The 24,814-nt window shown below is 73.8% G+C and carries 19 protein-coding genes; 16 read left to right on the forward strand and 3 right to left on the reverse strand.

Annotation, left to right across the window (positions count from 1 at the left end; all coding sequences use genetic code 11):
* The first annotated feature begins 366 nt into the window (after window positions 1-366).
* The 5 genes from LCE31_RS40750 to holA all read left to right on the forward strand — a co-directional run bounded on the left by LCE31_RS40750 (window position 367) and on the right by holA (window position 6,350).
* Window positions 367-1,134, forward strand: coding sequence for a ComEA family DNA-binding protein (locus tag LCE31_RS40750; protein ID WP_308042188.1), 768 nt, complete (start codon window positions 367-369; stop codon window positions 1,132-1,134).
* A gap of 179 nt (window positions 1,135-1,313) precedes the next feature.
* On the forward strand, window positions 1,314-3,761 hold the full coding sequence (locus LCE31_RS04420; RefSeq protein WP_225012623.1) for a ComEC/Rec2 family competence protein: 2,448 nt from the start codon (window positions 1,314-1,316) through the stop codon (window positions 3,759-3,761).
* A gap of 162 nt (window positions 3,762-3,923) precedes the next feature.
* The gene (locus tag LCE31_RS04425; protein WP_374118402.1) at window positions 3,924-4,823 is read left to right on the forward strand and encodes a YceI family protein; all 900 of its coding nucleotides are present in this window, start codon (window positions 3,924-3,926) and stop codon (window positions 4,821-4,823) included.
* A 112-nt stretch (window positions 4,824-4,935) separates the two neighbouring features.
* Entirely contained in the window at window positions 4,936-5,187 is a 252-nt protein-coding gene (locus LCE31_RS04430) for a hypothetical protein (protein WP_225012625.1), read from the forward strand.
* Between the two features lie 176 nt (window positions 5,188-5,363).
* The gene (holA, locus tag LCE31_RS04435; RefSeq protein WP_225012626.1) at window positions 5,364-6,350 is read left to right on the forward strand and encodes a DNA polymerase III subunit delta; all 987 of its coding nucleotides are present in this window, start codon (window positions 5,364-5,366) and stop codon (window positions 6,348-6,350) included.
* 442 nt (window positions 6,351-6,792) lie between these two features.
* Here holA and rpsT read toward each other — a convergent pair whose 3' ends face one another.
* Complete coding sequence (rpsT, locus tag LCE31_RS04440; protein WP_225012627.1) at window positions 6,793-7,059, reverse strand: 30S ribosomal protein S20; 267 nt, start codon at window positions 7,057-7,059, stop codon at window positions 6,793-6,795.
* Window positions 7,060-7,375: 316 nt separating this feature from the next.
* Between rpsT and lepA the strand changes: the two genes are divergently transcribed.
* The 4 genes from lepA (at window position 7,376) to hemW (ending at window position 15,748) form a co-directional block, all read left to right on the forward strand.
* Window positions 7,376-9,247 carry a translation elongation factor 4 gene (lepA, locus tag LCE31_RS04445; RefSeq protein WP_225012628.1) on the forward strand — a complete coding sequence of 624 codons (1,872 nt, stop codon included), beginning with the start codon at window positions 7,376-7,378 and terminating at the stop codon, window positions 9,245-9,247.
* Window positions 9,248-9,786: 539 nt separating this feature from the next.
* Complete coding sequence (locus tag LCE31_RS04450; protein ID WP_225012629.1) at window positions 9,787-11,676, forward strand: AMP-dependent synthetase/ligase; 1,890 nt, start codon at window positions 9,787-9,789, stop codon at window positions 11,674-11,676.
* An 828-nt stretch (window positions 11,677-12,504) separates the two neighbouring features.
* Window positions 12,505-14,421 carry an ATP-binding SpoIIE family protein phosphatase gene (locus LCE31_RS04455; RefSeq protein ID WP_263631404.1) on the forward strand — a complete coding sequence of 639 codons (1,917 nt, stop codon included), beginning with the start codon at window positions 12,505-12,507 and terminating at the stop codon, window positions 14,419-14,421.
* A gap of 94 nt (window positions 14,422-14,515) precedes the next feature.
* Window positions 14,516-15,748: a radical SAM family heme chaperone HemW gene (gene hemW, locus LCE31_RS04460; protein ID WP_225012631.1), complete on the forward strand. Its 1,233-nt coding sequence runs from the start codon at window positions 14,516-14,518 to the stop codon at window positions 15,746-15,748.
* 112 nt (window positions 15,749-15,860) lie between these two features.
* On the opposite strand, the gene LCE31_RS04465 is transcribed toward hemW, so the two are convergent.
* Both LCE31_RS04465 and LCE31_RS04470 read right to left on the reverse strand, forming a co-directional pair.
* The gene (locus LCE31_RS04465; RefSeq protein WP_225012632.1) at window positions 15,861-16,700 is read right to left on the reverse strand and encodes a DUF3097 domain-containing protein; all 840 of its coding nucleotides are present in this window, start codon (window positions 16,698-16,700) and stop codon (window positions 15,861-15,863) included.
* 18 nt (window positions 16,701-16,718) lie between these two features.
* Complete coding sequence (locus LCE31_RS04470; RefSeq protein ID WP_225012633.1) at window positions 16,719-17,537, reverse strand: MBL fold metallo-hydrolase; 819 nt, start codon at window positions 17,535-17,537, stop codon at window positions 16,719-16,721.
* Between the two features lie 258 nt (window positions 17,538-17,795).
* Here LCE31_RS04470 and hrcA point away from each other — a divergent pair, with 258 nt between their 5' ends.
* The 7 genes from hrcA to LCE31_RS04505 all read left to right on the forward strand — a co-directional run.
* Window positions 17,796-18,812 (forward strand): heat-inducible transcriptional repressor HrcA, encoded by a 1,017-nt coding sequence (hrcA, locus tag LCE31_RS04475; RefSeq protein WP_225012634.1) that lies wholly within the window; start codon window positions 17,796-17,798, stop codon window positions 18,810-18,812.
* Window positions 18,813-19,952 (forward strand): molecular chaperone DnaJ, encoded by a 1,140-nt coding sequence (gene dnaJ / locus LCE31_RS04480; RefSeq protein WP_225012635.1) that lies wholly within the window; start codon window positions 18,813-18,815, stop codon window positions 19,950-19,952. It abuts the gene before it with no gap.
* 445 nt (window positions 19,953-20,397) lie between these two features.
* A complete protein-coding gene (locus tag LCE31_RS04485; protein WP_225012636.1) occupies window positions 20,398-21,471 on the forward strand; it encodes a nitronate monooxygenase in 1,074 nt (357 codons plus the stop codon).
* Window positions 21,468-22,214, forward strand: a complete 747-nt coding sequence (locus LCE31_RS04490; protein ID WP_225012637.1) for a 16S rRNA (uracil(1498)-N(3))-methyltransferase — start codon at window positions 21,468-21,470, stop codon at window positions 22,212-22,214. The genes LCE31_RS04485 and LCE31_RS04490 overlap by 4 nt, the downstream gene beginning before the upstream one ends.
* Before the next feature lie 150 nt (window positions 22,215-22,364).
* Window positions 22,365-22,724 carry a histidine triad nucleotide-binding protein gene (locus tag LCE31_RS04495; protein WP_225012638.1) on the forward strand — a complete coding sequence of 120 codons (360 nt, stop codon included), beginning with the start codon at window positions 22,365-22,367 and terminating at the stop codon, window positions 22,722-22,724.
* A 16-nt stretch (window positions 22,725-22,740) separates the two neighbouring features.
* Window positions 22,741-23,652 carry a ribonuclease Z gene (locus LCE31_RS04500; RefSeq protein WP_225012639.1) on the forward strand — a complete coding sequence of 304 codons (912 nt, stop codon included), beginning with the start codon at window positions 22,741-22,743 and terminating at the stop codon, window positions 23,650-23,652.
* 46 nt (window positions 23,653-23,698) lie between these two features.
* A partial coding sequence (locus LCE31_RS04505) for a carbohydrate kinase family protein (RefSeq protein ID WP_374118404.1) occupies window positions 23,699-24,814 on the forward strand: 1,116 nt, incomplete at its 3' end.

Consider the following 24,814-nt stretch of genomic DNA (forward strand, 5'->3'; position numbering starts at 1 on the left):
GCCCGCGCGCGGACACGATCAGCGGCTGCGGCTGCGCCTGCCGAGATGCCTACGGATGCGGATGCGGATACGGAGATGGAGACGGGCAGGGACGCGCTGCGGGACGCGCCCAGGGACGCGGGCCGTGCGCCCGGCCATGCCGAGCCGTCTCCCGCGCCGGACGCGGCGCGGGACCGCGCCACCGCGTTACTGGGGCGGGGGCCGTCGGTTCCCGCACCGGCGTCGGAGCCATCGCCGGAGCCATGGCCGGAGGTCGATGCGGCACCTGCGGCGCCCGAGGTGTCCGTCGTGCCACGGACCGAGGCAATGCGCGAGCCGCCGCCGGCCGGGCCTGCCGGGATGCCCGCCGGGCCGCCCACGGGGAGGATGCGTCGCCGCGAGCGGTATGTGTCCGCGCTGCGGGACCGCCTTCCGCTGTGGGTGCGGCTGCGGGTGGGGATCGAGCCGAAGGCGCTGGCGGCTCTGGGCGCCGTGCTCGTGGTGGCCGCGGTCCTGGCCGTCCAGCACTTCTGGGTCGCACGGCCGCGCGCGGTCACCGCCCCGGAGGCCGCGGGAGCCGTCCGGCAGGCCCGCGCGGCGGAGTTGCCCGACGCTCGTCCGGGGCCCTCGGCGGGCTTGCGATCGTCCCCGCTCGCTCCCTCTTCCGTGTCGGCTGCGCCGTCCGGGGCGTCCGGCCCGGCCTCCGGAGCCGGTGTGGTCGTCGTCGACGTGAGCGGGACGGTGCGCCACCCCGGCGTACTGCGGCTTCCCGCCGGATCGCGCGTGGAGGACGCGATGCGCGCGGCCGGCGGGCCGAAGGACGGTACCGACCTCGCGGGTGTGAACAGAGCGCGTGTGCTGGTGGACGGCGAGCAGGTGGTCGTCGGCGGGCCCGCGGGTGCGGCCCCGGCCGGAGGCGCGCCGGCCGGCCCCCCCCCCCCCGCCGCCCCCCCCGCGCCCGGCGCGCCGATCAGTCTGAACACGGCGACGCTGGAGCAGCTCGACACACTGCCGGGCGTCGGCCCCGTGCTGGCGCAGCACATCCTCGACTACCGCGGTCAGAACGGCGGGTTCCGGAGCGTGGACGAACTGCGCGAGGTCAACGGCATCGGGGATCGCCGGTTCGCCGACCTTGAGGCGCTGGTGACGCTGTGACAGGACGGAGGGCACCGGACGAGGCACCAGGGGCGACGCCGAGCGTGACGGACGGCACCGCGGAAGGCCCCGGGGGGCGCGCCTGGGATCGCACCGCGGAAGGCACGGGCGGTCGCGCCGCGAGGCGTATCGGGGACCGCATCACCGAACGCCCTGCGGGTCGCGCCCGGGACCGCGCCTTGGTGGGCAGCCGTCTCGGGGACCCCGATCCGCGGCAGGAGGGGCCGGCCGACCTGCGGCTCGTGCCGCCGGCACTGGCCGTGTGGGGAGCGGCGGCCCTGGCGGTCGGCCTGCCCGGTGTCTGGGCCGCCGTCGCCACCGCGGGGGCTCTGGTATCGGCGGCGGCGCTCTGGGCGTGGCGGTCGCGGGTGTGGTGCCTGGTCGCGATGACCGTCCTGTGCTGCGCCGCGGCGGGCGCCGCGTCCGGCGGGCTGCATGCCGCGGACGTCCGGCGCGGCCCCGTGCCGGAGATCGCCCAGCGGTACGGGCGGGCTGAGGTCGAGGTGATTCTCAGCACCGATCCCCGGCCGGTGCGCCGGAAGGTGACCGGGGACCATCTGGCCCCCGAGCAGCTCATGTTCGATGCCGACGTGATTCGGGTGTCGTCGCGGGCCGGGCCGGTCACGGAGGTCAGGACACCGGTGCTCGTGTTCGTCGACCCCGATGAACACCTCGGCGCCTGGAGGCGGTTGCTGCCGTCGACGCGGCTGCGGTTCGCGGGCAGGCTGGCCCCGCCGTTCGAGGACGACCCCGGGCACGCCGCCCTGCTGTGGCCGGTGTCCAAGGGCCCCCCGCCGGTCGTGACGGGCCGCCCGTCCTGGGCGCAGCGCACGGCGGGCGCGCTGCGGGCGGGGCTCCGGCGGGCGACGGACCCGCTCCCCGCCGACGCGCGGGCGCTGCTGCCGGGACTGGTCGTGGGCGACACGTCCCGGGTCCCGCCCGAGCTGGACGCGGCGTTCAGGGCAACGGACCTGGCTCATCTGACGGCGGTCTCCGGCGGGAACCTGAACGTCATCCTCGCGCTGCTGATCGGGCCGCCCGCGCTCGCGCTCAGAGCCGAACGGCGGGGCCTCGCCGCCCGGCTGGGGGTCCCGCTGCGGGCCACCGCGGCGCTCGGCGGCGGGCTCACGGTGGCGTTCGTCGTGGTGTGCAGGCCCGAACCGAGCGTGCTGCGAGCCGCGGCGTGCGGTCTGGTGACGCTGCTCGCCCTCGCGACCGGGCGGCGCAGGTCGCTGATCCCCGCGCTGGCCGCCGCCGTGCTCGGCCTGGTGCTCTACGACCCCTGGCTGGCGCGGAGTTACGGGTTCACGCTGTCCGTCCTCGCCACCGGCGCGCTGCTGACGGTCGGGCCCCGGTGGTGTGCCGCGCTCGTGCGGCGCGGAGTGCCGGTGCGCCTCGCGGAGGTGCTGGCGGCGGCGGGCGCGGCACAGGCCGTGTGCGCCCCGGTCGTGGCGGTGTTCGCGGCTCGGGTCGGGCTGGTCGCCGTGCCGTGCAACCTCGCGGCGGAGCTGGCGGTCGCGCCCGCCACCGTGCTCGGCTTCGCTGCGCTGGCCGCCGCTCCGGTGGCGATGCCGGCCGCGGAGGTGCTGGCCCGGTGCGCGGGGTGGCCCGCCGGATGGATCGCCGGGGTGGCCAGAGCGGGGGCCGCGCTGCCGGGCGCCGAGCTGACCTGGCCGGGTGGCTGGCCGGGCGGGGCGCTGCTGGCCCTGGTGACGGTGTTCGTGCTGCTCGCCGCGCGCGGGCTGGGGCGCAGGCCCTGGACGGCCGCCGGATGCGCGGTGCTGCTGCTCCTGGCGCTGCTGCGACCGCCGTCCATGGCCCGGTTCATGACGGGCTGGCCGCCGCCCGGCTGGTCCTACGCGATGTGCGACGTGGGACAGGGGGACGCGACGGTGCTGGCGGCCGGCCCGGGCAGCGCGGTCGTGGTGGACGCCGGGCCGGACCCCGCCCTGGTGGACGGCTGCCTGCGGCAGCTCGGCGTGACACGCGTTCCGCTGCTGTTGCTCACGCACTTCCACGCGGACCATGTCACAGGGCTGCCGGGCGTGTTGCGGGGGCGTTCGGTCGGTGAGATCGAGACGACGACCTTCGCGGAGCCGGCGGGCGAGGCCGCGTTCGTGCGGCGGACGGCGGCCGCCGCAGGGGTTCCCGTGGTGCGCGTCACCCCGGGGGAGCGGCGCACCACGGGGCCGTTGACCTGGCGGGTGCTCTGGCCCAGGGCCGGGCCCGGCCCCGTGACGGGCGAGCCCAACGACTCCAGCGTCACGCTGTACGTGACGGTCGATCACGGCCCCACGCTGCTGCTGCCGGGCGATCTGGAGCCCGCCGCACAGCGGTCGTTGCTGCGGGGCGGGCCCCCGGTGCCTGCCGTCGACATCCTGAAGGTCGCCCACCACGGCTCCGCGTACCAGGACGCGCGTCTACTGCGTGTCCTGCGGCCACGGCTGGCGCTGATCTCGTGCGGGAAGGGCAACCCGTACGGGCATCCCTCGCCCACCACGGTGGGGCTGCTACGGGCCTGGGGCGCGGTGGTGTTGCGGACGGACAAGGACGGCGACATCGCCGTCACGGGGAGCGGAAGCGGCCTGCGCGCGGTATCCCGTCTGGCGGACCGGTCGTCGCCGTGAGAGACACGTCTGCAATCATCTGCTCGTCAGGGAAGCGGACGAACCCATTCTTTACCGGTCCGTACGTTTGCCTGGAACAGTTCAAGAGTGGTCGAATGCCAATCCGTTCAGGGGTCTGAGGGCAGGGCGCCCTGAGGAGTCCAGAGCACAGGGGTAGCTAAAATGGTCAGCTTGTTCGGTCGGCGGAAGACCGCGAGCCAGAAGAACAACCCGCTTTCCGGACTCTCCGTGCCCGCCGACGCGGGGCTGCTGACGTGCCGTGTTCTCGACCCTGTGAGCGAGCCTGTCGGCCAGGCGGAGTTCACGGTCACCGACTCGCAGGGCCGCAAGGTCGTCACCGGGGAGACCGACCCCTTCGGCGGCCTGGCGGCGATGGTGCCCGTCGGCGAGTACCGGGTCGCCGTGTCCGCCGACAGTTTCAGCCCCTACCGAGCCAGCGCGACGGTCGCCGAGGGCGGCAAGCTGGCCTCCCTCGGCGACATCACGCTCCAGGCCGCGCCCTCCCTTCCGCTGCCTGCGGCGGGCGAGTGGGAGATCGAAGCCGCCCACACCCGCATCGGGTTCGTGGCCCGCCACATCGGACTCGCCCATGTCTACGGCCGGTTCGACAACTTCGCCGGCGCGATACGGATCGGTGAGTCCATCGAGGACTCGGCGATGCACGTCGTCATCGACGCGGCGTCGATCGACACCAATGTGCAGATGCGCGACAACCACCTGCGCTCGGGCGACTTCCTCGACGTCGAGAACTACCCGACCCTGGAGTTCTACAGCGACCGCTTCCAGCACCGCGGCGGCAACAGCTGGCTGATCACCGGCGCCCTGACCCTGCACGGTGTCACCCGCACGGTCACGCTCGACGCCGCCTACGGCGGTGTGCGCGTCGGCATGGAGAACGAGACACGCGCCGCCGTGAAGGCCACCGCCGAGCTCCACCGCGAGGACTTCACCATCAACTGGCAGACGATGCTGGCCCGGGGCATCGCCGTCGTCGGCTCCAGCATCAAGATCGAGCTGGAGATACAGATCGTGCCCAAGGGCACGGAACTCCAGTTCAAGTAGGAGACTGCGGAGAACAGGCCGGATGCCCGGGCCGACGGGCGTACCGCGTGACGTGTGTGCGTGATGTGGCGCATGCCGGCGGACCGGCCGACCGGGACGACGGGCGCGGTGCATGGACGACGACGTGACACATCTGCTGGTGCTGCCCGACCGGGACGCCGCGCAGGAGGCGGCCGACCGGCTCGCCGACCGCTTCGGCACCACGCGGGAGCCCCAGCTCGTACGGGACGCCCTCGCCGGCGAGGACGACGCCGAGGACGCCCAGTGGCTGGTGGCCGTCTCGGACCCCGAGGGCCGGATCGACCCCGCGGAACTCGACGCGTACGTCGCCGCCTGGGACGGCTGGGTCGAGCGGCCCTGGTGACCGGGGCCGCGCCGTGACCCAAGGTCACCGGGTCCGGACGCGGTGAGCGTCGCGCGATGAGCGCGGTGAGCACGGTGCGGGTGCGCCGGGGGACGCGATGGCGCCGATGGGGCCGTTGGACAGGGCACCGCGGTCCGGGGCGCCCGCTGTCGGTGGGGCGTGCCATGCTGGCAGCGATGGCCACCAAGAAAGCAACCAGCGACGATCCGCTCGCCCCCCTCACGCTCGCCGTGGGGCAGGAGGACCTGCTCCTCGACCGTGCCGTGCAGCAGGTCGTGCGGGCGGCCCGCGCCGCCGACGCCGACACGGACGTGCGGGATCTGACGTCGGACCAGCTCCAGCCCGGCGCGCTCGCCGAGCTGACGAGCCCTTCGCTGTTCGCGGAGCGCAAGGTCATCGTCGTACGCAATGCGCAGGACCTGTCCGCGGACACCGTCAAGGACCTCAAGGCGTACTTCGGTGCGCCTGTCGAGGAGATCACCCTGGTGCTGCTCCACCCGGGCGGGGCGAAGGGCAAGGGGCTGCTGGACGCGGCCCGCAAGGCCGGGGCCCGCGAGGTGGCCTGCCCGAAGACGACCAAGCCGGCCGAGCGGCTGACGTTCGTGCGGTCCGAGTTCCGGGCGCTCTGCCGCTCCGCCACCCCCGAGGCCTGCCAGGCGCTGGTCGACTCCATCGGCAGCGATCTGCGGGAGCTCGCGAGCGCGGTGTCGCAGCTGGTCGCCGATGTCGAGGGCACGATCGACGAGGCCGTCGTCGGCCGCTACTACACCGGCCGCGCCGAGGCGTCCAGCTTCACCGTGGCGGACCGCGCCGTCGAGGGCCGGGCGGCCGAGGCGCTGGAGGCGCTGCGCTGGTCGTTGTCGACGGGGGTCGCGCCGGTGCTGATCACCAGCGCCCTTGCGCAGGGCGTGCGGGCCATCGGCAAGCTCTCCTCGGCCCGGGGCGGGCGGCCCGCCGACCTGGCGCGCGAGCTGGGCATGCCGCCCTGGAAGATCGACCGGGTGCGCCAGCAGATGCGCGGGTGGACGCCGGACGGCGTCGCCGTCGCGCTGCGGGCCGTCGCCGAGGCCGACGCCGGGGTGAAGGGCGGCGGAGACGACCCGGAGTACGCCCTGGAGAAGGCGGTCGTCGCGATCGCACGCGCGGCCCGCCCCCGCCGCTGAGCGCGCCCGGCCGCGAGAGCCCCCGGGCGGCGGGTTGTCCGACGGGGGAGCGGGCCCCGGCATGGCGAAGGCCCCGGCCTGGGGTGGCCGGGGCCTCGCGTGCAGCTCATACAGCTCGTACAGCTCACAGCCGGAACAGCCGGTAGCCAGTGCCGGTAGCCGGGTGGCTGGCAGCTGGTAAGACCGTTGCAGCTGGTAAGGCTGTTACCGCTGGTTCATCGGTGGAGCCGCACCCGCGTGGCGAACGCAGTTCGGTGTGCGGCTCCCGTTGCCGGCCGGGAGCGGGAGAGAGGGGCCCGCTGGGTCCCGTCCGGTTTCACGCGGTCGGTCGTCGACCAGTGGTCGTCGATCCGGGTCGATCAGTCGGTCGGCCGACCGGAAGCCGGGACCGGCCGGGGCGGCCGGGCGGTCAGGCGGTCGGACCAAGCACGAACGGGACCGTTCAGCCCTGGATGCCGTTCACGGTGGACGCCAGCGCCGACTTCTTGTTGGCGGCGGCGTTCTTGTGGATGACACCCTTCGACGCGGCCTTGTCGAGCTCGCGGGAGGCGGCGCGGGCGGCCGCGGTGGCCTTCTCGACGTCGCCCGCGGCAGCGGCCTCGCGGGTCTTGCGGATCGCGGTCTTCAGGGAGGACTTGACGGCCTTGTTGCGCAGGCGCGCCTTCTCGTTCGTCTTGTTCCGCTTGATCTGGGACTTGATGTTCGCCACGAAAGAGCCTTTGCAGGTTCGATGATGTAACTGAGGATGTTCCGAGGACCGTCCCGACGCTTGTCCGGGGCCTTCCTCGGAGGAGTGCCGCGTGCGCGAAGGCACGAGACACAGCTGTCCAAGGTAGCAGCACCGGTATGACCGGCCCAAATCGGTCGCGGCCCGTCCTTCATGGGACGATGGAGGCTGCGTATCGATCCGATCCGATGTCGACCCGAGACGAGACGACGCGCCCCGACGATGGCAGCCGTGCGGAGACCCTCCGTACCGGGAGCGGCCTCGGCGGGGCGGCGCTCCTCAAGAATCAGGACCCTGCGTGCCCGCGACCCCTGTCAACGTGCCCGAGCCCAGCCGTACGGACCCGGCGCTGATCCGTAACTTCTGCATCATCGCGCACATCGATCACGGCAAGTCCACGCTCGCCGACCGGATGCTCCAGCTGACCGGTGTCGTCGAGCAGCGGCAGATGCGCGCCCAGTACCTCGACCGCATGGACATCGAGCGCGAGCGCGGCATCACGATCAAGTCCCAGGCGGTCCGGCTGCCGTGGGCGCCCCGCAGCGGCGGGGACCAGGGCAGGACCCACATCCTCAACATGATCGACACCCCCGGGCACGTCGACTTCACCTACGAGGTGTCCCGCTCGCTCGCCGCCTGCGAGGGCACGATCCTGCTGGTCGACGCGGCGCAGGGCATCGAGGCCCAGACCCTGGCCAACCTCTACCTCGCGATGGAGAACGACCTCACCATCGTCCCGGTGCTCAACAAGATCGACCTGCCGGCCGCGCAGCCGGAGAAGTTCTCCGAGGAGCTCGCGAACCTGATCGGCTGCCAGCCGGAGGACGTGCTCAAGGTCTCCGCCAAGACCGGCCTCGGCGTGGACGTCCTGCTCGACAAGGTCGTCGCGGACGTCCCCGCGCCGGTCGGCGTCGCGGACGCCCCCGCCCGTGCGATGATCTTCGACTCGGTCTACGACTCGTACCGTGGCGTCGTCACGTACGTCCGGGTCGTCGACGGCCGGCTGAGCAAGCGCGAGCGCATCAGGATGATGTCCACGGGCGCCACCCACGAGCTGCTGGAGATCGGCGCCAACTCGCCGGAGATGCTGCCGGCCGACGGCCTCGGCGTCGGCGAGGTCGGCTACCTGATCACCGGCGTGAAGGACGTGCGGCAGTCCAAGGTCGGTGACACGATCACCTCCCTGTCCAAGGGGGCCACCGAGGCGCTCGGCGGCTACAAGGACCCGAAGCCCATGGTCTTCTCCGGCCTGTACCCGCTGGACGGCTCCGACTACCCGGAGCTGCGCGACGCCCTGGAGAAGCTCCAGCTCAACGACGCCGCGCTCGTCTACGAGCCGGAGACGTCGGCCGCGCTCGGCTTCGGCTTCCGCGTCGGCTTCCTCGGACTGCTGCACCTGGACGTGGTCCGGGAGCGCCTGGAGCGCGAGTTCGGCCTCGACCTGATCGCGACGGCGCCGAACGTCGTCTACCGGGTGGTGATGGAGGACCGCAAGGAGCACACCGTCACCAATCCGAGCGAGTTCCCCGAGGGCAAGATCGACGAGGTCTTCGAGCCGGTCGTACGGGCGACGATCCTGGCGCCCAGCGAGTTCATCGGCTCGATCATGGAGCTGTGTCAGAACCGGCGCGGCACCCTCCTCGGCATGGACTACCTCTCCGAGGACCGGGTCGAGATCCGCTACACCCTCCCGCTCGCGGAGATCGTCTTCGACTTCTTCGACCAGCTGAAGTCCAAGACGCGCGGGTACGCCTCGCTCGACTACGAGCCCACCGGCGAGCAGTCCGCCCAGCTGGTGAAGGTCGACATCCTCCTGCACGGCGACAAGGTCGACGCCTTCTCCGCGATCACCCACCGCGACCAGGCGTACGCCTACGGCGTGCGGCTCGTCGCGAAGCTGCGCGAGCTGATCCCCCGGCAGGCGTTCGAGGTGCCGGTGCAGGCCGCCATCGGCTCCCGCGTCATCGCGCGCGAGACGATCCGCGCCATTCGCAAGGATGTGCTGGCGAAGTGCTACGGCGGTGACATCTCCCGGAAGCGGAAGCTGCTGGAGAAGCAGAAGGAGGGCAAGAAGCGGATGAAGATGGTCGGCAGCGTGGAGGTGCCGCAGGAAGCCTTCATCGCCGTGCTCTCCAGCGACGACTCCGGCTCCGGCAAGGCGAAGAAGTAGGACGCCGCGAAGTCGCGAAGTCGCGAAGCCGCACAGCCGCATAGCCGGGAACGCCGGGCCGCCCGGACGAAGACGAAGCGCCAGGCCGGGAAACGAGAGGCGGTACGCCGGGAGCCGGCCGGGCCCCCGTGGGCGCAGGACACCACGGGGGCCCGGCCGTACGTGTTCCCGTGGGCGTCCCGCTGCCGTGCGTCCTGCCGTACGGGTTCCCTCGTGCCCGCGCGCCCCGTACGTGCCTCGGTCTGCCCCCCCCGCGCACGTCCCCGTACGTGCTCGTACGTACTCCTCCTCCCGGTGGCCCGGCGTACGTACGCGCGGTCTCCGGTCGTATGTCGGGCGTGTGTCTTGTGGTCTCCTGCCGCTCACGCTGTGTGGGAAATGTCGCCCCTCTTACGCACGTGCGACCTGGGCCCTAGTCTGATTACCGATCGGTAGCTACTCGTCGACCGGTTACGTGAACGTCATGAACGCCTTGAACGCCAAACGTCTCAGGACCAGATGCATCGTGCGGTACGACCCGTACGGTTCCGGAGGAAGCCGTGAGCGACACCCAGAACTTGATCGAGAACCGGCCGCCCTCCGTGGCGACCCTCTTCATTGAGCGCGTCGCCGCTACGCCCGACGCCGAGGCGTTCCGCTACCCCGTACCCCCCGCGTCGGGGCAGGGCCCGGACGAGTGGCGCTCACTGAGCTGGCGCGAGACCGCTGAGCGGGTCTACGGCATCTCGGCCGGCCTCATCGCGCTCGGCGTGCGGCCCGAGGAGCGGGTCGCGCTGGCTTCCTCGACGCGTATCGAGTGGATTCTGGCGGACTTCGGGGTGATGTGCGCCGGCGCGGCCACCACCACCATCTACCCGTCCACCAACGCCGACGAGTCGGTCTTCATCCTCTCCGACTCCGGCAGCCGGGTGCTGATCGCCGAGGACGCCGCCCAGCTGGCCAAGGTCCGGGCGCACCGCGCCGAGCTGCCCGACCTCGCCCATGTCGTGGTGATCGAGGCGGCGGACGCCGAGCCCGCCGCGGACGACCCGGAGGGCTGGGTCCTGTCCCTCGACGCCCTGGAGAAGCTCGGCGCCGAGGAGCTTGCGGCCCGGCCCGACGTCGTCAGGCAGCGGATCGACGCGCTCAAGGCCGACCAGCTCGCGACCCTGATCTACACCTCGGGCACCACCGGGCGGCCCAAGGGCGTACGGCTGAGGCACGACTCCTGGTCGTACATGGCCAAGGCCATGGCCGGGACGGGCCTGATCTCCTCCGAGGACGTGCAGTACCTGTGGCTGCCGCTCGCGCACGTCTTCGGCAAGATGCTGACCTCGGGGCAGATCGAAGTCGGGCACGTCACCGCGGTGGACGGCCGCGTCGACAAGATCATCGAGAACCTGCCCGCCGTGCGGCCCACGTACATGGCGGCCGTGCCGCGGATCTTCGAGAAGGTCTACAACGGCGTCGCGGCGAAGGCGCGTTCCGGCGGTGCCGCCAAGTACAAGATCTTCCAGTGGGCGGCCGGGGTCGCCCGCGAGTCGGCGAAGGTCTCGCAGGAGAACTTCCAGCGGACCGGCAACGACTCGCTGCCCTTCGCCCTGGCCGCCAAGCACAAGGTCGCGGACGCCCTCGTGTTCGCGAAGATCCGGGAGGCCTTCGGCGGCCGGCTGCGGGCCGCGGTCTCCGGTTCGGCGGCCCTGGCACCCGACATCAGCTACTTCTTCTCCGGCGCGGGTGTGCCGGTCCTGGAGGGGTACGGGCTGACCGAGACCAGTGCGGCCTGCTTCGTCAACCCGGGCGTCGCGTTGCGCACCGGCACGGTCGGCAAACCCATGCCGGGCACCGAGGTACGCATCGCGGACGACGGCGAGATCCTGATCCGCAACCCGGCGGTGATGGTCGGCTACCACGGGCTGCCGGACAAGACCGCCGAAGTCCTGGAGGCCGACGGCTGGTTCCACACGGGCGACATCGGTGAGCTGTCGACCGACGGGTACCTGAAGATCACCGACCGCAAGAAGGACCTCATCAAGACGTCCGGCGGCAAGTACATCTCGCCCGCCGAGGTGGAGACCCAGTTCAAGGCGGTCTGTCCGTTCGTCTCGAACATCCTGGTGATCGGCGGCGGCCGCAACTTCTGCAGCGCCCTCATCACGCTGGAGGAGCCCACGATCATGGACTGGGCCGCCGAGCACGGCCTCGGCGGGAAGCCGTACGCCGATGTCATGGCGGCGCCCGAGACGCAGCGGCTGATCGACGGCTACGTCCAGCGCCTCAACGACGGGCTCCAGCGCTGGCAGGCCATCAGGAAGTTCCGTCTCCTGCCGCGCGACCTGGACATCGAACACGGGGAACTGACCCCGAGCCTCAAGCTCAAGCGGCCCGTGGTGGAGCGCGAGTACAACGACCTCATCGAGGAGATGTACGCGGGAACCCGCGAGGCGTGAGATGTACGCGGGAACCCGTGCGGTGTGAGGTGTTCGCGGGGACCCGCGAGGCGTGAGGTATCCGCGGGGACCCGCGAGGCATGACGTGCAGGAGGGCCGCCCGGCGGCTCCCTCGGGCTTCGGACGCCCACGGGCGCGCCGGGCCCGGGGGCGGGGGCCTTCCGATGGCCGCCCGGTACGTAATCTCTGCCCTTGTCCCGCCCGTTTTCGATGACTTGCCGTGCACGGCGCCGCTCCGTCTGCGACCCTTGCCGAATCAACCGACACGGCGTGCCGTGACCGGTGCATCGAACACGCAGCAGACAACCGGACGCGGGAGCCGCAGTGGGGCCCATTCCGATCCAGCGTGCGACCGACCCCGACGCCTCGCACGGGACAGGACCAGGCGCGGGCGCGCCGCCGCCCTTCGTCCGCATCAGCCTGGAGAGCGACCCGGTCGCCCCGGCGGAGGCGCGGCGGCTGGTACGCGCCGCCCTCGCCGAGTGGACCGGGCTCGGTCTGCTCGGCGCCTGCGCCTTCTGCGGCGCGCCCGCGGGCGGCGCGGGCGAGACCGGGGCCGCGGGGGAGTGCGCGGGCGCCTCCGCTCCCACGGACGCCCAGCCACCCGCTCCCAACGACACGGACACCGACACCGACACCGCCACGGGCCCCGACGCGTCCGGGCCGGTGGCGGCCGTCCACCGGGCCCGGGGGGGGGCCCCCCGGGGGCCCCCCGGCGCCTCGGCGGCCCGCCGCCCCGCGCGGGGCGGCGGCGCCCGGCGCCCCCCCCCCCCGGAACCCCCGCGGCCCCCCCCCGGGGCGGGGGGGGGGCCCCCCGTCCACCGGGCCCTGTGCCCGCCCGGCGGGCACAGCACGGACCTGATCGCCGACGACGCCGCGCTGATCGCCGACGAACTCGTCACCAACGCCGTCGTGCACGCCGGTACGACCGTGGAGGTGCGCTGCCGGCTGACGGAGCGGCCCCCCGCGGGCTGGGCCGCCGCGCTCGGCGCCGAGGAGGAACCGCCGGGGCTGCTGGTCGAGGTCTCCGACCACCACCCCTCGCGGGCGCCCGCGGACCCCGGAACGCCGTACGGGCGCTCCGGGCCCTACACGGCCGAGTACGGCCGCGGCCTCCAGATCGTGGCGTCGCTCGCGGAGCGGTGGGGCGTGACGTACCGGACGGGGCTCAAGACGGTCTGGGCCAGGATCGCGCTCGACGGCACCGGCACCTCGGGCAGGCTGCCCGTCCGGGTCGACGAGGAGGGCCGGGACGACGAGCCGGGCCCGCGGGCGCACACCGAGACCGACTGGCGCGGGCACGGCGCCCTGTCGTTCCTCGCGGAGACGTCCGACCTGCTGGCGGGGCAGCTGGACGAGGAGATGGTCGCGGCGCTGGCCGGGCAGCTGCTGGTGCCGAGGCTCGCGGAGTGGTGCGCGGTCTGGCTGGACGGCTCCGGGACGTCGGCCCGGCTCGCGGGCGTGTGGCACGCGGACGAGACGCGGCTCGACGCGCTGCGGGCGCTGCTGGAGAAGCAGCCGCCCAGACCCGCGGACCCGCCGTACCCGGGCCCTGTGGAGGTCCCGGCCCCCGAAGCGGGGAACTCGGCACGCGCCGCCCACAGGGGAGGCCCCGGCCCCGGTTCCGGCACAGGAGTGGCGCCCGCCACCCGAGCGGCATCCGTCGACGCGGTGCCGGCAGGGCCCGGCTCCGCGGCAGCCGCGGACGCCCCGGCCGTGACACTGTCCTGCCGGCTCGTCACCAACGGCAGACCCGTCGGCACCCTGCTGCTGGGCAGACCCGGCAAGGCGCCCGTCCCCGACGAGATCATCGAGCTGGTCGAGGACTTCGCGCGCCGGGTGGCCCTCGCGATCGGCGCCGCGCGCCGCTACACCCGGCAGGCCACCATCAGCCGCGTCCTCCAGCGCGCCCTGCTGCCCAGCCAGGTCGCCAGAATCCCCGGCGTCGCCAGCGGCCTGGTGTACGAGCCGAGAGACGAGGGGCTCGCGGGCGGCGACTTCTACGACGTGTTCCACTGCCCCGAGGACCGCTGGTGCTTCATGCTCGGCGACGTGCAGGGCAGCGGCCCCGAGGCGGCCGTCGTGACGGGCCTCGCCCGGCCGTGGCTGCGCCTGCTGGGACGCGAGGGCTACCAGGTCGGCGAGGTGCTCGACCGGCTCAACCGGCTGCTGCTCGACGACGCGACGGAGGCCGCGGAGGCCGCGTCCGCGATGGCCGCCGCCAGCGCGGCGGAGACCATGGCTGCGGGCGAGGCGGCGGCGGCCGGGCTGCCGCTGAGCGAACTCCCGCTGAGCGAACTGCCCGCCGTCGGCGCCTCGGAGGGCTACCACCCGCGCTTCCTCTCGCTGCTGTACGGGGAACTCGTGCCGCTCCCCGCGGGCGGCGCCCGCTGCACGGTGGCCAGCGCCGGGCATCCGCTGCCGCTCCTGCTGCGTCCGGACGGGACCGTACGGCCCGCCGCGGAACCGCAGCTGCTGCTGGGGATCGCCGAGAACTCCCCGTACGAGAGCCAGACCTTCGACCTGGAGCCCGGTGACACGCTGCTCTGCGTCACCGACGGGGTGACCGAGCGCCGCTCCGGCGGGCGGATGCTGGACGACGCCGACGGGCTGGCCCGGGCCCTCGCCGGATGCACGGGGCTCACGGCCCAGGCCGTGGCCGACCGCATCCGGGAGGTGGTGCACGCCTTCGACGGCGCGCCGCCGGACGACGACCTGGCACTGCTGGTGTTCCAGGCCGAGTGACCCGGACCACAGCGCGCCCGCCGGCCCGGGCGGCCGGCCCCGCAGCCAGGCGAAGCGGCAGGGGAACGCGCGGGCGTACGGGACAATGGAGGGCATGCCCTCCGCACTGCCCGACGGCGACCCCGTGCCCGAGACCGGCGAGCTGCCCCCGTCCGCACTCGACGGCGCGGCCGGCCGGCCCCTCGGCTTCTACCTGCACGTCCCGTACTGCGCGAGCCGCTGCGGCTACTGCGACTTCAACACGTACACCGCGACCGAGCTGCGCGGCTCCGGCGGCGTGCTCGCCTCGCGCGACAACTACGCGGGCATCCTGACCGACGAGGTCCGCCTCGCCCGCAAGGTCCTGGGCGACGACCCCCGCCCCGTCGAGACCGTCTTCGTCGGGGGCGGTACGCCCACGCTGCTGGACGCCGCCGACCTCGTACGGATGCTCGCGGCGATCCGCGACGAGTTCGGCCTCGCGGACGACGCGGAGATCACGACCGAGGCCAACCCGGAGTCCGTGGACCCGGCCTATCTGGCGGCCCTGCGCGAGGGCGGCTTCAACCGCGTCTCGTTCGGCATGCAGAGCGCCCGACAGGACGTGCTGCGCGTCCTCGACCGCAACCACACCCCCGGCCGCCCCGAGGCGTGCGTCGCCGAGGCCCACGCGGCCGGCTTCGACCACGTCAACCTCGACCTGATCTACGGCACCCCGGGGGAGAGCGACGACGACTGGCGCGCGTCGCTCGACGCGGCGATCGGCGCGGGCCCCGACCACGTGTCGGCGTACGCGCTGATCGTGGAGGAGGGCACGCGGCTCGCGCGCCAGATCCGGCGCGGCGAGATCCCGATGACGGACGACGACGAGCACGCCGACCGCTACCTGATCGCGGACGAGACGCTGTCCGCCGCCGGCTTCTCCTGGTACGAGGTGTCCAACTGGGCCACCACAGGGGCCGGGCGCTGCCGGCACAACGAGCTGTACTGGCGCGGCGCCGACTGGTGGGGCGCGGGCCCCGGCGCCCACAGCCACGTCGGCGGCGTCCGCTGGTGGAACGTGAAGCACCCCGGCGCGTACGCGGCGGCGCTCGCCGGGGGCCGGGCGCCGGGCGCGGGCCGGGAGCTGCTGACCGCCGAGGACCGGCGCGTGGAGCGCGTCATGCTCGAACTGCGGCTGCGCGAGGGCGTCCCGCTCGGCCTCCTGCACGAGGACGGCCTGCGCGCGGCGGCCCGCGCGGTCGGCGACGGCCTGCTGGAGGCCGCCCCGCACGAGGCGGGCCGCGCGGTCCTCACCCTGCGCGGCCGGCTGCTGGCCGACGCGGTGATCAGGGACCTGGTCGACTGACGCGCGGTCGGTACGCGAGGGCCAGGCGCGGCACGCGCGCGACGACCCGGCCCATGGAGACCCGGGCTGCCGTAGAGACCCGCGCTGCCGCGGAGACCCGCCCCGCCGTCGCTCACGGGCCCTCCGGGCCGCCGATCGTGACGAAGTCGATCAACTCCTCGACCCGGCCGAGCAGTTCCGGTTCCAGATCGCGGTAGGAGTGGACCGAGGCGAGGATGCGCTGCCAGGCGGCCCCGGTGTTCTCCGGCCAGCCGAGGGCGCGGCAGACACCCGTCTTCCAGTCCTGGCCCCGCGGAACGCGCGGCCACGCGGCGATGCCCACCGACGACGGCTTCACCGCCTCCCAGACGTCGATGTACGGATGGCCCACCACGAGCACGTCGTCCCCGGACGCCTCCGCCGCGATCCGGGACTCCTTCGTGCCGGGCACCAGGTGGTCGACCAGCACACCGAGGCGCGCGTCGGGCCCGGGGGCGAAGTCGGTGACCACGGCGGGCAGGTCGTCCACGCCGCCCAGGTACTCCACGACCACGCCCTCCACGCGCAGGTCGTCGCCCCAGACCTGCTCGACCAGCTCCGCGTCGTGCCGCCCCTCGACGTAGATGCGGCCCGCTCGGGCCACCCGCGCGCGGGCGCCCGGCACCGCGAGTGAGCCGGACGCGGTCCTGGACGGCGCCTTCGGGCCCGCGCCCGCGCCGGTCCCCGGGCGTACGAGGGTGACCGGCCTGCCCTCCAGCAGGAACGCGCCGGGCTCCATGGGGAAGACGCGGTGCTTGCCGAAGCGGTCCTCCAGGGTCACCGTCGGGCCCTGCGCGGTCTTCTCGCAGCGGATCACCGCGCCGCAGAATCCGGTCGACACCTCCTCGACGACCAGGTCGGCCTCGGCCGCAACCTCGGGAAGGGGCGTGGAACGCTTCCACGGGGGCGTCAGATCAGGGCTGTAACTCCGCACGGGCCGACCCTATGCCGATCACCCGGCGATGTCCCGGCGTTGGGCGCGGACGAACGCCGCGTCCACCACCGCGCCGTGGCCCGGCACATAGAGCGCGTCCTCGCCGCCGAGCCGCAGCAGGCCGTCGAGCGCGGCGGGCCAGCGGTCCGGCAGCGCGTCGGGGCCGGCCTGCGGCGGGCCCGACTCCTCCACCAGATCGCCGCAGAAGAGCACGGGGGGACCGGCCGGCCCGCGTACCAGCACGGCGAGGTCGGACGCCGTGTGGCCGGGGCCCGCGTTCACCAGCAGCGCGAGGACGCCGCCGCCCAGGTCCAGCTCGTACGGGTCGCCGGCCGCGACCTCGCGGACGCGCGGTGCCCGCGAGGTTGCCGGAAGCCCCGGCGACGGCGCCCAGGGCACCGCGGCCAGCGCCTCCACGGCGGCCCGCGCCTCGTCCCCGGCCACGCCGTGGCGCACCGCGTCCGCGTACAGGGCCGCGCGGCCCGCGGCCCCGCCCAGCTCCCGCGCCAGGCCCGCGGCCCCGGCCACCTCGGCGCCGATGAGCGCGCCCGCGCCGAGGACATGATCGAAGTGCGGATGCGTGAGTGCGAGATGGGTCACGTGGGCGCCCCCGGTGAGGCGGTGCGCCGCCGCGCGCAGCGCCGCGCCCTCGCGCAGCGTGCTGCCCGCGTCCACCAGCAGCACCCCCGCGGGCCCCGCCACCAGGCCCGCCGTACAGTCCCAGCCCGGCAGCCTGCACCGGCTGACGCCCGGCGCCAGCTCCTCCCAGCCGTCCGCGAGCCGGCCGTTCGCGAGCCGGCCGTCCGCGACCCCGCCCGACGCGTGCGCGCCACCCATGCGCCGTTCCCCTTTCGTCTGTCGGCTCACGCGCCGGTCCGTACGCTTCGTACGCCCCGTACGGAACGTCCAGGACGGAACCTCTCACGCCCCGGCGGGAACCCGTGGCACGGTCCCGTGGAACACTGCCTTGCTAGGCGTGCACCCCTCGGCCGTACACTGGCCCGGAAGGAGCTGGCACTCCGCCGGATCGAGTGCCAAACGGGGTCGCAGGGCGCGACGAGGGACGACGAACGACGACCGCTGGAGGTGTGCGCCGTGCTCAGCGAACGCAGACTCGAAGTGCTGCGCGCCATCGTCCAGGACTACGTCGGCACGGAGGAGCCCGTCGGCTCCAAGGCGCTCACGGAGCGACACCGGCTCGGGGTCTCGCCCGCGACGATCCGCAACGACATGGCCGTCCTCGAAGAAGAGGGCTACATCGCCCAGCCGCACACGAGCGCGGGCCGCATCCCCACCGACAAGGGCTACCGGCTGTTCGTGGACAAGCTGGCGGGCGTCAAGCCGCTGTCGTCGCCCGAGCGCCGCGCCATCCAGAACTTCCTCGAGGGCGCCGTCGACCTGGACGACGTCGTGGGCCGTACGGTGCGGCTGCTGGCGCAGCTGACCCGGCAGGTCGCCGTGGTGCAGTACCCGTCCCTGACGCGTTCGACGGTGCGCCACGTGGAGCTGCTCTCGCTGGCGCCCGCGCGGCTGATGCTCGTCCTCATCACGGACACGGGACGGGTCGAGCAGCGCATGATCGACTGCCCGGCGCCGTTCGGCGAGGTGGCGCTCGCGGACCTGCGGGCCCGGCTGAACAGCCGGGTCGTGGGCCGGCGCTTCTCCGACGTGCCGCGCCTGGTGCAGGACCTGCCCGATGCGTTCGAGGCGGAGGACCGGCCCACGGTCAGCACTGTCCTCGCGACGCTGCTGGAGAACCTGGTCGAGGAGACCGAGGAGCGCCTGCTGATCGGCGGCACGGCGAACCTCACCCGCTTCGGGCACGACTTCCCCCTGGTGATCGCGCCGGTGCTGGAGGCACTTGAGGAGCATGTGGTGCTCCTGAAGCTGCTCGGCGAGGCGGGCCAGCCGGGCATGACGGTACGGATCGGGCACGAGAACGCCCACGAGGGCCTCACTTCCACATCTGTCGTAGCCGTCGGCTACGGTTCGGGCGACGAGGCAGTCGCCAAACTCGGCGTGGTCGGACCGACCCGCATGGACTACCCCGGAACGATGGGAGCGGTACGCGCAGTGGCACGTTACGTCGGACAGATCCTGGCGGAGTCGTAAGTGGCCACGGACTACTACGCCGTACTCGGCGTGCGCCGCGACGCGTCCCAGGACGAGATCAAGAAGGCATTCCGGCGGCTCGCGCGCGAGCTGCACCCGGATGTCAACCCCGATCCCAAGACGCAGGAGCGCTTCAAGGAGATCAACGCCGCCTACGAGGTCCTGTCGGACCCGCAGAAGAAGCAGGTCTACGACCTCGGCGGCGACCCCCTGTCCGGCAACGGCGGAGGCGGCGGGGCGGGCGGCTTCGGCGCCGGCGGCTTCGGCAACTTCTCGGACATCATGGACGCGTTCTTCGGTACGGCGTCGCAGCGCGGGCCCCGCTCGCGCACGCGCCGCGGCCAGGACGCCATGATCCGGCTGGAGATCGAGCTCAGCGAGGCGGCCTTCGGCACGACCAAGGAGATCCAGGTCGACACGGCCGTCGTCTGCACCACGTGCAACGGCGAGGGCGCGGCGCCCGGTACGTCCGCCCAGACCTGTGACATGTGCCGCGGCCGCGGTGAGGTCTCGCAGGTGACCCGGTCGTTCCTCGGCCAGGTCATGACCTCGCGGCCGTGCCCGCAGTGCCAGGGCTTCGGCACCGTCGTGCCGAACCCGTGCCCCGAGTGCGCCGGCGACGGGCGGGTGCGCTCGCGCCGTACGCTCACGGTCAAGATCCCGGCGGGCGTCGACGACGGCACCAAGATCCAGCTCGCCGGCGAGGGAGAGGTCGGCCCCGGCGGCGGCCCGGCGGGCGACCTGTTCGTGGAGATCCGCGAACTGCCGCACTCGGTCTTCCAGCGGCGCGGCGACGACCTGCACTGCACGGTGACGATCCCCATGACGGCCGCGGCCCTCGGCACCAAGTGCCCGCTGGAGACGCTGGACGGCGTGGAGGAGGTCGACGTACGGCCGGGGACGCAGTCCGGCCAGTCCGTTCCGCTGCACGGCCGCGGCGTGACCCATCTGCGCGGCGGCGGGCGCGGCGACCTGATCGTCCATGTCGAGGTCACGACACCGACGAAGCTGGACGCGGAGCAGGAGCACCTCCTGCGCGAACTGTCCAAGCTGCGCGGGGAGGAGCGCCCGACGGGCCAGTTCCAGCCCGGCCAGCAGGGCCTGTTCTCCCGTCTGAAGGACGCCTTCAACGGCCGCTAGGCCCACCGGGTTTACCGGGTCCGACTGGGCCCGGTGGGGCCGTCGGGACAGTTGGGCCCAATGGGGCCGTCAGGTCTGCTGAGGCTGCCAGGTCCACCGGGGCCGCTGAGGCTGCCGGGACAGCTGGGCCCGCCGGGGCTCAGCGGGTCCCTGTGAGGGCCGAATCAGAAGGCAGACCACCGGCGCGCGTGCCCGAACGGGCCGCCCCCCCGGTGGTTTTCCGTCCGGCACCGCCGGTTCTCCGCCCCGTTCCGCGCCCGCTTGCGGGGTCTGTTCCCGGACACGCCACCCGGCCCGCCCACCGCCCGTGGTCCCGTGCCGTGCCCTTCCGGCAAATGTGACGTTTCCGTCGTGACGCACGGCCTCGACCGGTGGCTCTTCCGTCGGCATATGCCGGATGCGAGGGCGATTCGGCGGTCTGGTACGGGCATGGCACCATGCGTGCATGTCCTCCACGCTGACCGATCTCTTTCGGTGTCCGATCGTGCAGGCCCCCATGGCAGGCGGTGCTTCCTGCCCCCCGCTGGCCGCCACCGTGTCCGACGCGGGCGGCCTCGGCTTCCTGGCCGCCGGCTACAAGACGGCGGACGGCATGTACGAGGAGATCAAGCACCTGCGCGGGCTCACGGGCGCGCCCTTCGGCGTGAACGTCTTCATGCCGCAGACCCGGCACGCCGACCGCGCGGCCGTCGACCTGTACCGCAGCCAGCTCGCCGGTGAGTCGAACTGGTACGACACGCCGCTCGGCGACCCGGAGACCGGCTGGGACGACGGCTACGAGGCCAAGCTCGCCATACTGCTCGACGATCCGGTGCCCGTCGTGTCGTTCACCTTCGGCTGCCCGCCCCGGATGGTGTTCGACCGCTTCCACCGCGCCGGTACGTACACGATCGTGACGGTCACGACCGCCGAGGAGGCGCGCGCCGCCCAGTGGGCCGGCGCGGACGCGGTCTGCGCCCAGGGCATCGAGGCGGGCGGCCACCAGGGCACGCACAAGGACGACCCCGCGACGGACGGCGCCGGCATCGGGCTGCTGTCGCTCGTCGTCCAGGTCAAGGACGCGGTGACGCTGCCGATCGTGGCGGCGGGCGGCCTCATGCGCGGCTCGCAGGCCGCCGCGGTCCTCGCCCTCGGCGCGGAGGCCGCCCAGTTCGGCACGGCCTTCCTCGTCACGGACGAGTCCGCCGCCCCCGAGCCGCACAAGCAGGCCATGACGAACCCGCTGTTCGCCCGCACGGAACTGACGCGCGCCTTCTCCGGCCGCCCCGCGCGCGGCCTGGTGAACCGCTTCATGCGCGAGCACGGCCCGTACGCCCCGCAGGCCTACCCCGAGGTGCACCACCTGACCTCGCCGCTGCGCAAGGCTGCGGCGAAGGCCGGGGACCCGCAGGCCATGGCGCTGTGGGCGGGCCAGGGACACCGGATGGCGCGGGCCATGCCCGCAGGGCGGCTCGTCGAGGTGCTCGCGGCGGAGACGGAAGCGGCGCGCGCCGCGATGAGCCTGGGGAGTACGGCATGACGGCGCCGGTGTTCGTGGTCGGGGACGGCGTCCCGCTGGGCCGGGGGACGGTCGTGCTCGAAGGGCCCGAGGGCCGCCACGCCGTGTCCGTACGGCGGCTGCGCGTCGGCGAGGAGGTCGTCCTGACCGACGGCGCGGGCACCGGCGCGTACGGCACGGTCGCGGCCGTCGCGGGCAAGGACCGGCTGGACGTCGACGTCACCGAGATCCGCACCGAGGAGGAGCCCGCGCCGCGCGTCACCGTCGTCCAGGCGCTGCCGAAGGGCGACCGCGGCGAACTCGCCGTCGAGACGATGACCGAGACCGGCGTGGACGCCGTCGTGCCCTGGGCCGCCGCCCGCTGCGTCACGCGGTGGAAGGGCGAGCGCGGCGCCAAGTCTCTCGCCAAATGGCGGGCCACCGCACGCGAGGCGGGCAAGCAGTCGCGCCGCCTGCGCTTCCCCGAGGTCGCGGAGCCCGCGACGACGCGCGAGGTGGCCCGGCTGCTGGCCGGCGCCGACTTCGCCGCCGTCCTGCACGAGGACGGCGGCATCGCGACGCCCCTCGCCACGGCCGAACTGCCGCCCATAGGGCACCTGGTGCTCGTCGTCGGCCCGGAGGGCGGCGTGTCACCGGAGGAACTCGACGTGTTCGCCGCCGCGGGAGCCGGGCCGTACCGGCTCGGCGGCAGTGTCCTGCGCACCTCCACGGCAGGCACGGCGGCGCTGGCCCTGCTGCTGACCCGCACCGGCCGCTGGTCCTGAGGCCGCTGCCGCGCGCGGGCGGGGCGCAGCGCAGAGCCTGCGACCGTCGGGCTCGGCGTACCGCTGCCGCGCGCGGGCGGGGGACACGCCCCGCGGCCGGGCCCGATACGATGCCGGGGATACGGAGCGAAGGAGATGAGGGCCCGGATCATGGCGGGAGAACCACAGGCCGACTGCCTGTTCTGCAAGATCGTCGCGGGGGACGTGCCCGCCACGGTCGTGCGCGAGAGCGCCACCACGGTCGCCTTCCGGGACATCAACCCGCAGGCGCCGACGCACGTCCTCGTCATCCCCAGGGCGCACTACCCGGACGCCGCCACCCTCGCCGCCGAGCAGCCGGAGATCGCGGCCGACGTGCTCCGCGAGGCCGGCGCCGTCGCGGCCGGCGACAAGATCGACGCGGGCGGCTACCGCGTCGTCTTCAACACGGGCAGCGGCGCGGGCCAGACCGTCTTCCACGCGCACGCCCACGTCCTCGGCGGGCGCGGCCTCAACTGGCCGCCCGGATAAGCGGGGCGCGGACACCGTGTCCGTGCGGGAACTCGTCGTCCTCGGCACCGCGAGCCAGGTCCCCACGCGCCGCCGCAACCAGAACGGCTACCTGCTGCTCTGGGACGGCCAGGGGCTGCTGTTCGACCCCGGCGAGGGCACCCAGCGCCAGATGCTGCGCGCCGGGGTCGCCGCCCACGACATCGACCGGCTGTGCGTGACGCACTTCCACGGCGACCACGCGCTCGGCCTCGCCGGGGTGATCCAGCGGATCAACCTCGACCGCGTACCGCACCCGGTCACCGCGCACTATCCGGCGAGCGGGCAGCACTTCTACGAGCGGCTCAAGTACGCGACGTCCTACCGCGAGAACGTCGCGATCGCGGAGGCGCCGGCCGCGGGCGACGGCCTCGTGACGCTCGCCGCGACACCCGCGTACACGCTCGCGGCGCACCGGCTCTCGCACCCCGTCGAGGCGTACGGCTACCGGCTCACCGAGCCCGACGGCCGCACCATGCTCCCCGCCCTGCTGGCGGAGCACGGCATCGAGGGCCCGGACATCGGGCGGCTCCAGCGCGAGGGCGAGGTGCGGGGCGTACGGCTGGCGGACGTCAGCAGGCCCCGGCGCGGCCAGCGGTTCGCGTTCGTCATGGACACCCGGGTGTGCGACGGCGCGTACGTACTCGCCGACGGGTGCGACCTGCTGGTCGCGGAGTCGACGTTCCTCGACGAGGACGAGGCCCTGGCGGTCGATTTCGGCCACATGACGGCCGGGCAGGCCGGCGCGCTCGCCCGCGACGCCGGCGTACGCCACCTCGTCCTGACGCACTTCTCGCAGCGCTACGACGACCCGGGCGTCTTCGGGCGGCAGGCGCGCGCGGCGGGCTTCACCGGAGACCTCACGGTCGCGGCCGACCTGACGCGCGTGCCGCTGCCCCGGCGCAGATAGCGGGATCGGGCAGACTGGCGGGAACGCACGCAATCAGGAGCATGCCGTGATCCCACGTGAACGCACCGGAGAAACCCCAGCGCCGGCAGCCCCAACCGCACCGGCGGCCCCGGCCGCACGGACGGCGCGAGGAGGCGAGGAGCCGCGCATCGACCCGCTGGGCGCGCGGCGCGCGCACGGCGACCCGGACTGCGACGTGTACCTGACCGGCACCGTCTTCCTTGACATCATCTTCACCGGCCTCGCGACCGCGCCCGTACGCGGCACCGAGTCCTGGGCGCGCGGCATGGGATCGAGCCCGGGCGGCGTCGCGAACATGGCGTCCGCGCTGGCCAGGCTCGGCCTGCGGACCTCGCTGTCCGCCGCGTTCGGGGACGACCACTACGGCGAGTACTGCTGGGACGCGCTCGCGCACGGCGAGGGCATCGACCTGTCGCGCTCGCGCACGGTCCCCGGCTGGCACTCCCCGGTCACCGTCTCCATGGCGTACGAGGGCGAGCGCACGATGGTCTCGCACGGCCACGAGGCGCCGCCGCCCGAGGGCGCGCTGCCCGAGTGCCCGCCCCGCGCGCGGGCCGCCGTCGCGTCCCTGACCCCCGGCAGGCGGCAGGAGTGGATCGCCACCGCCGCCGCGAACGGCGCCCGCCTGTTCGCCGACGTCGGCTGGGACGACACCGGGGTGTGGGACCTGGGCGCCCTCGCCGACCTGGAGCACTGCGAGGCGTTCCTGCCCAACGCGGCCGAGGCGATGCGCTACACGCGCACCGACTGCCCGCGTGCCGCCGCCCGCGCCCTGACGGAGCACGTCCCGGTCGCCGTCGTCACGCTCGGCTCCGACGGCGCCTACGCCGTGGACGGACGCACCGGCGAGACCGCGCAGGTGCCCGCCATCGCGGTCGAGGCGCTCGACCCGACCGGCGCGGGGGACGTCTTCATGGCGGGCTTCATCACCGGCACCCTCGCGGACTGGCCCCTGGCCGACCGGCTCGCTTTCGGCGGCCTCACGGCGGCGCTCTCGGTCCAGGAGTTCGGCGGCTCCCTGTCGGCGCCCGGCTGGGACGAGGTCGCGGCCTGGTGGAACTACGCGCAGAACGACGGCGGCCAGGACCCGGACGGCCTGCGCCGCTACGCGTTCCTGTCCTCCCTGCTGCCCGCCCCGGCC

Source organism: Streptomyces sp. 8L (genome assembly GCF_020176795.1).
GTDB lineage: Bacteria > Actinomycetota > Actinomycetes > Streptomycetales > Streptomycetaceae > Streptomyces.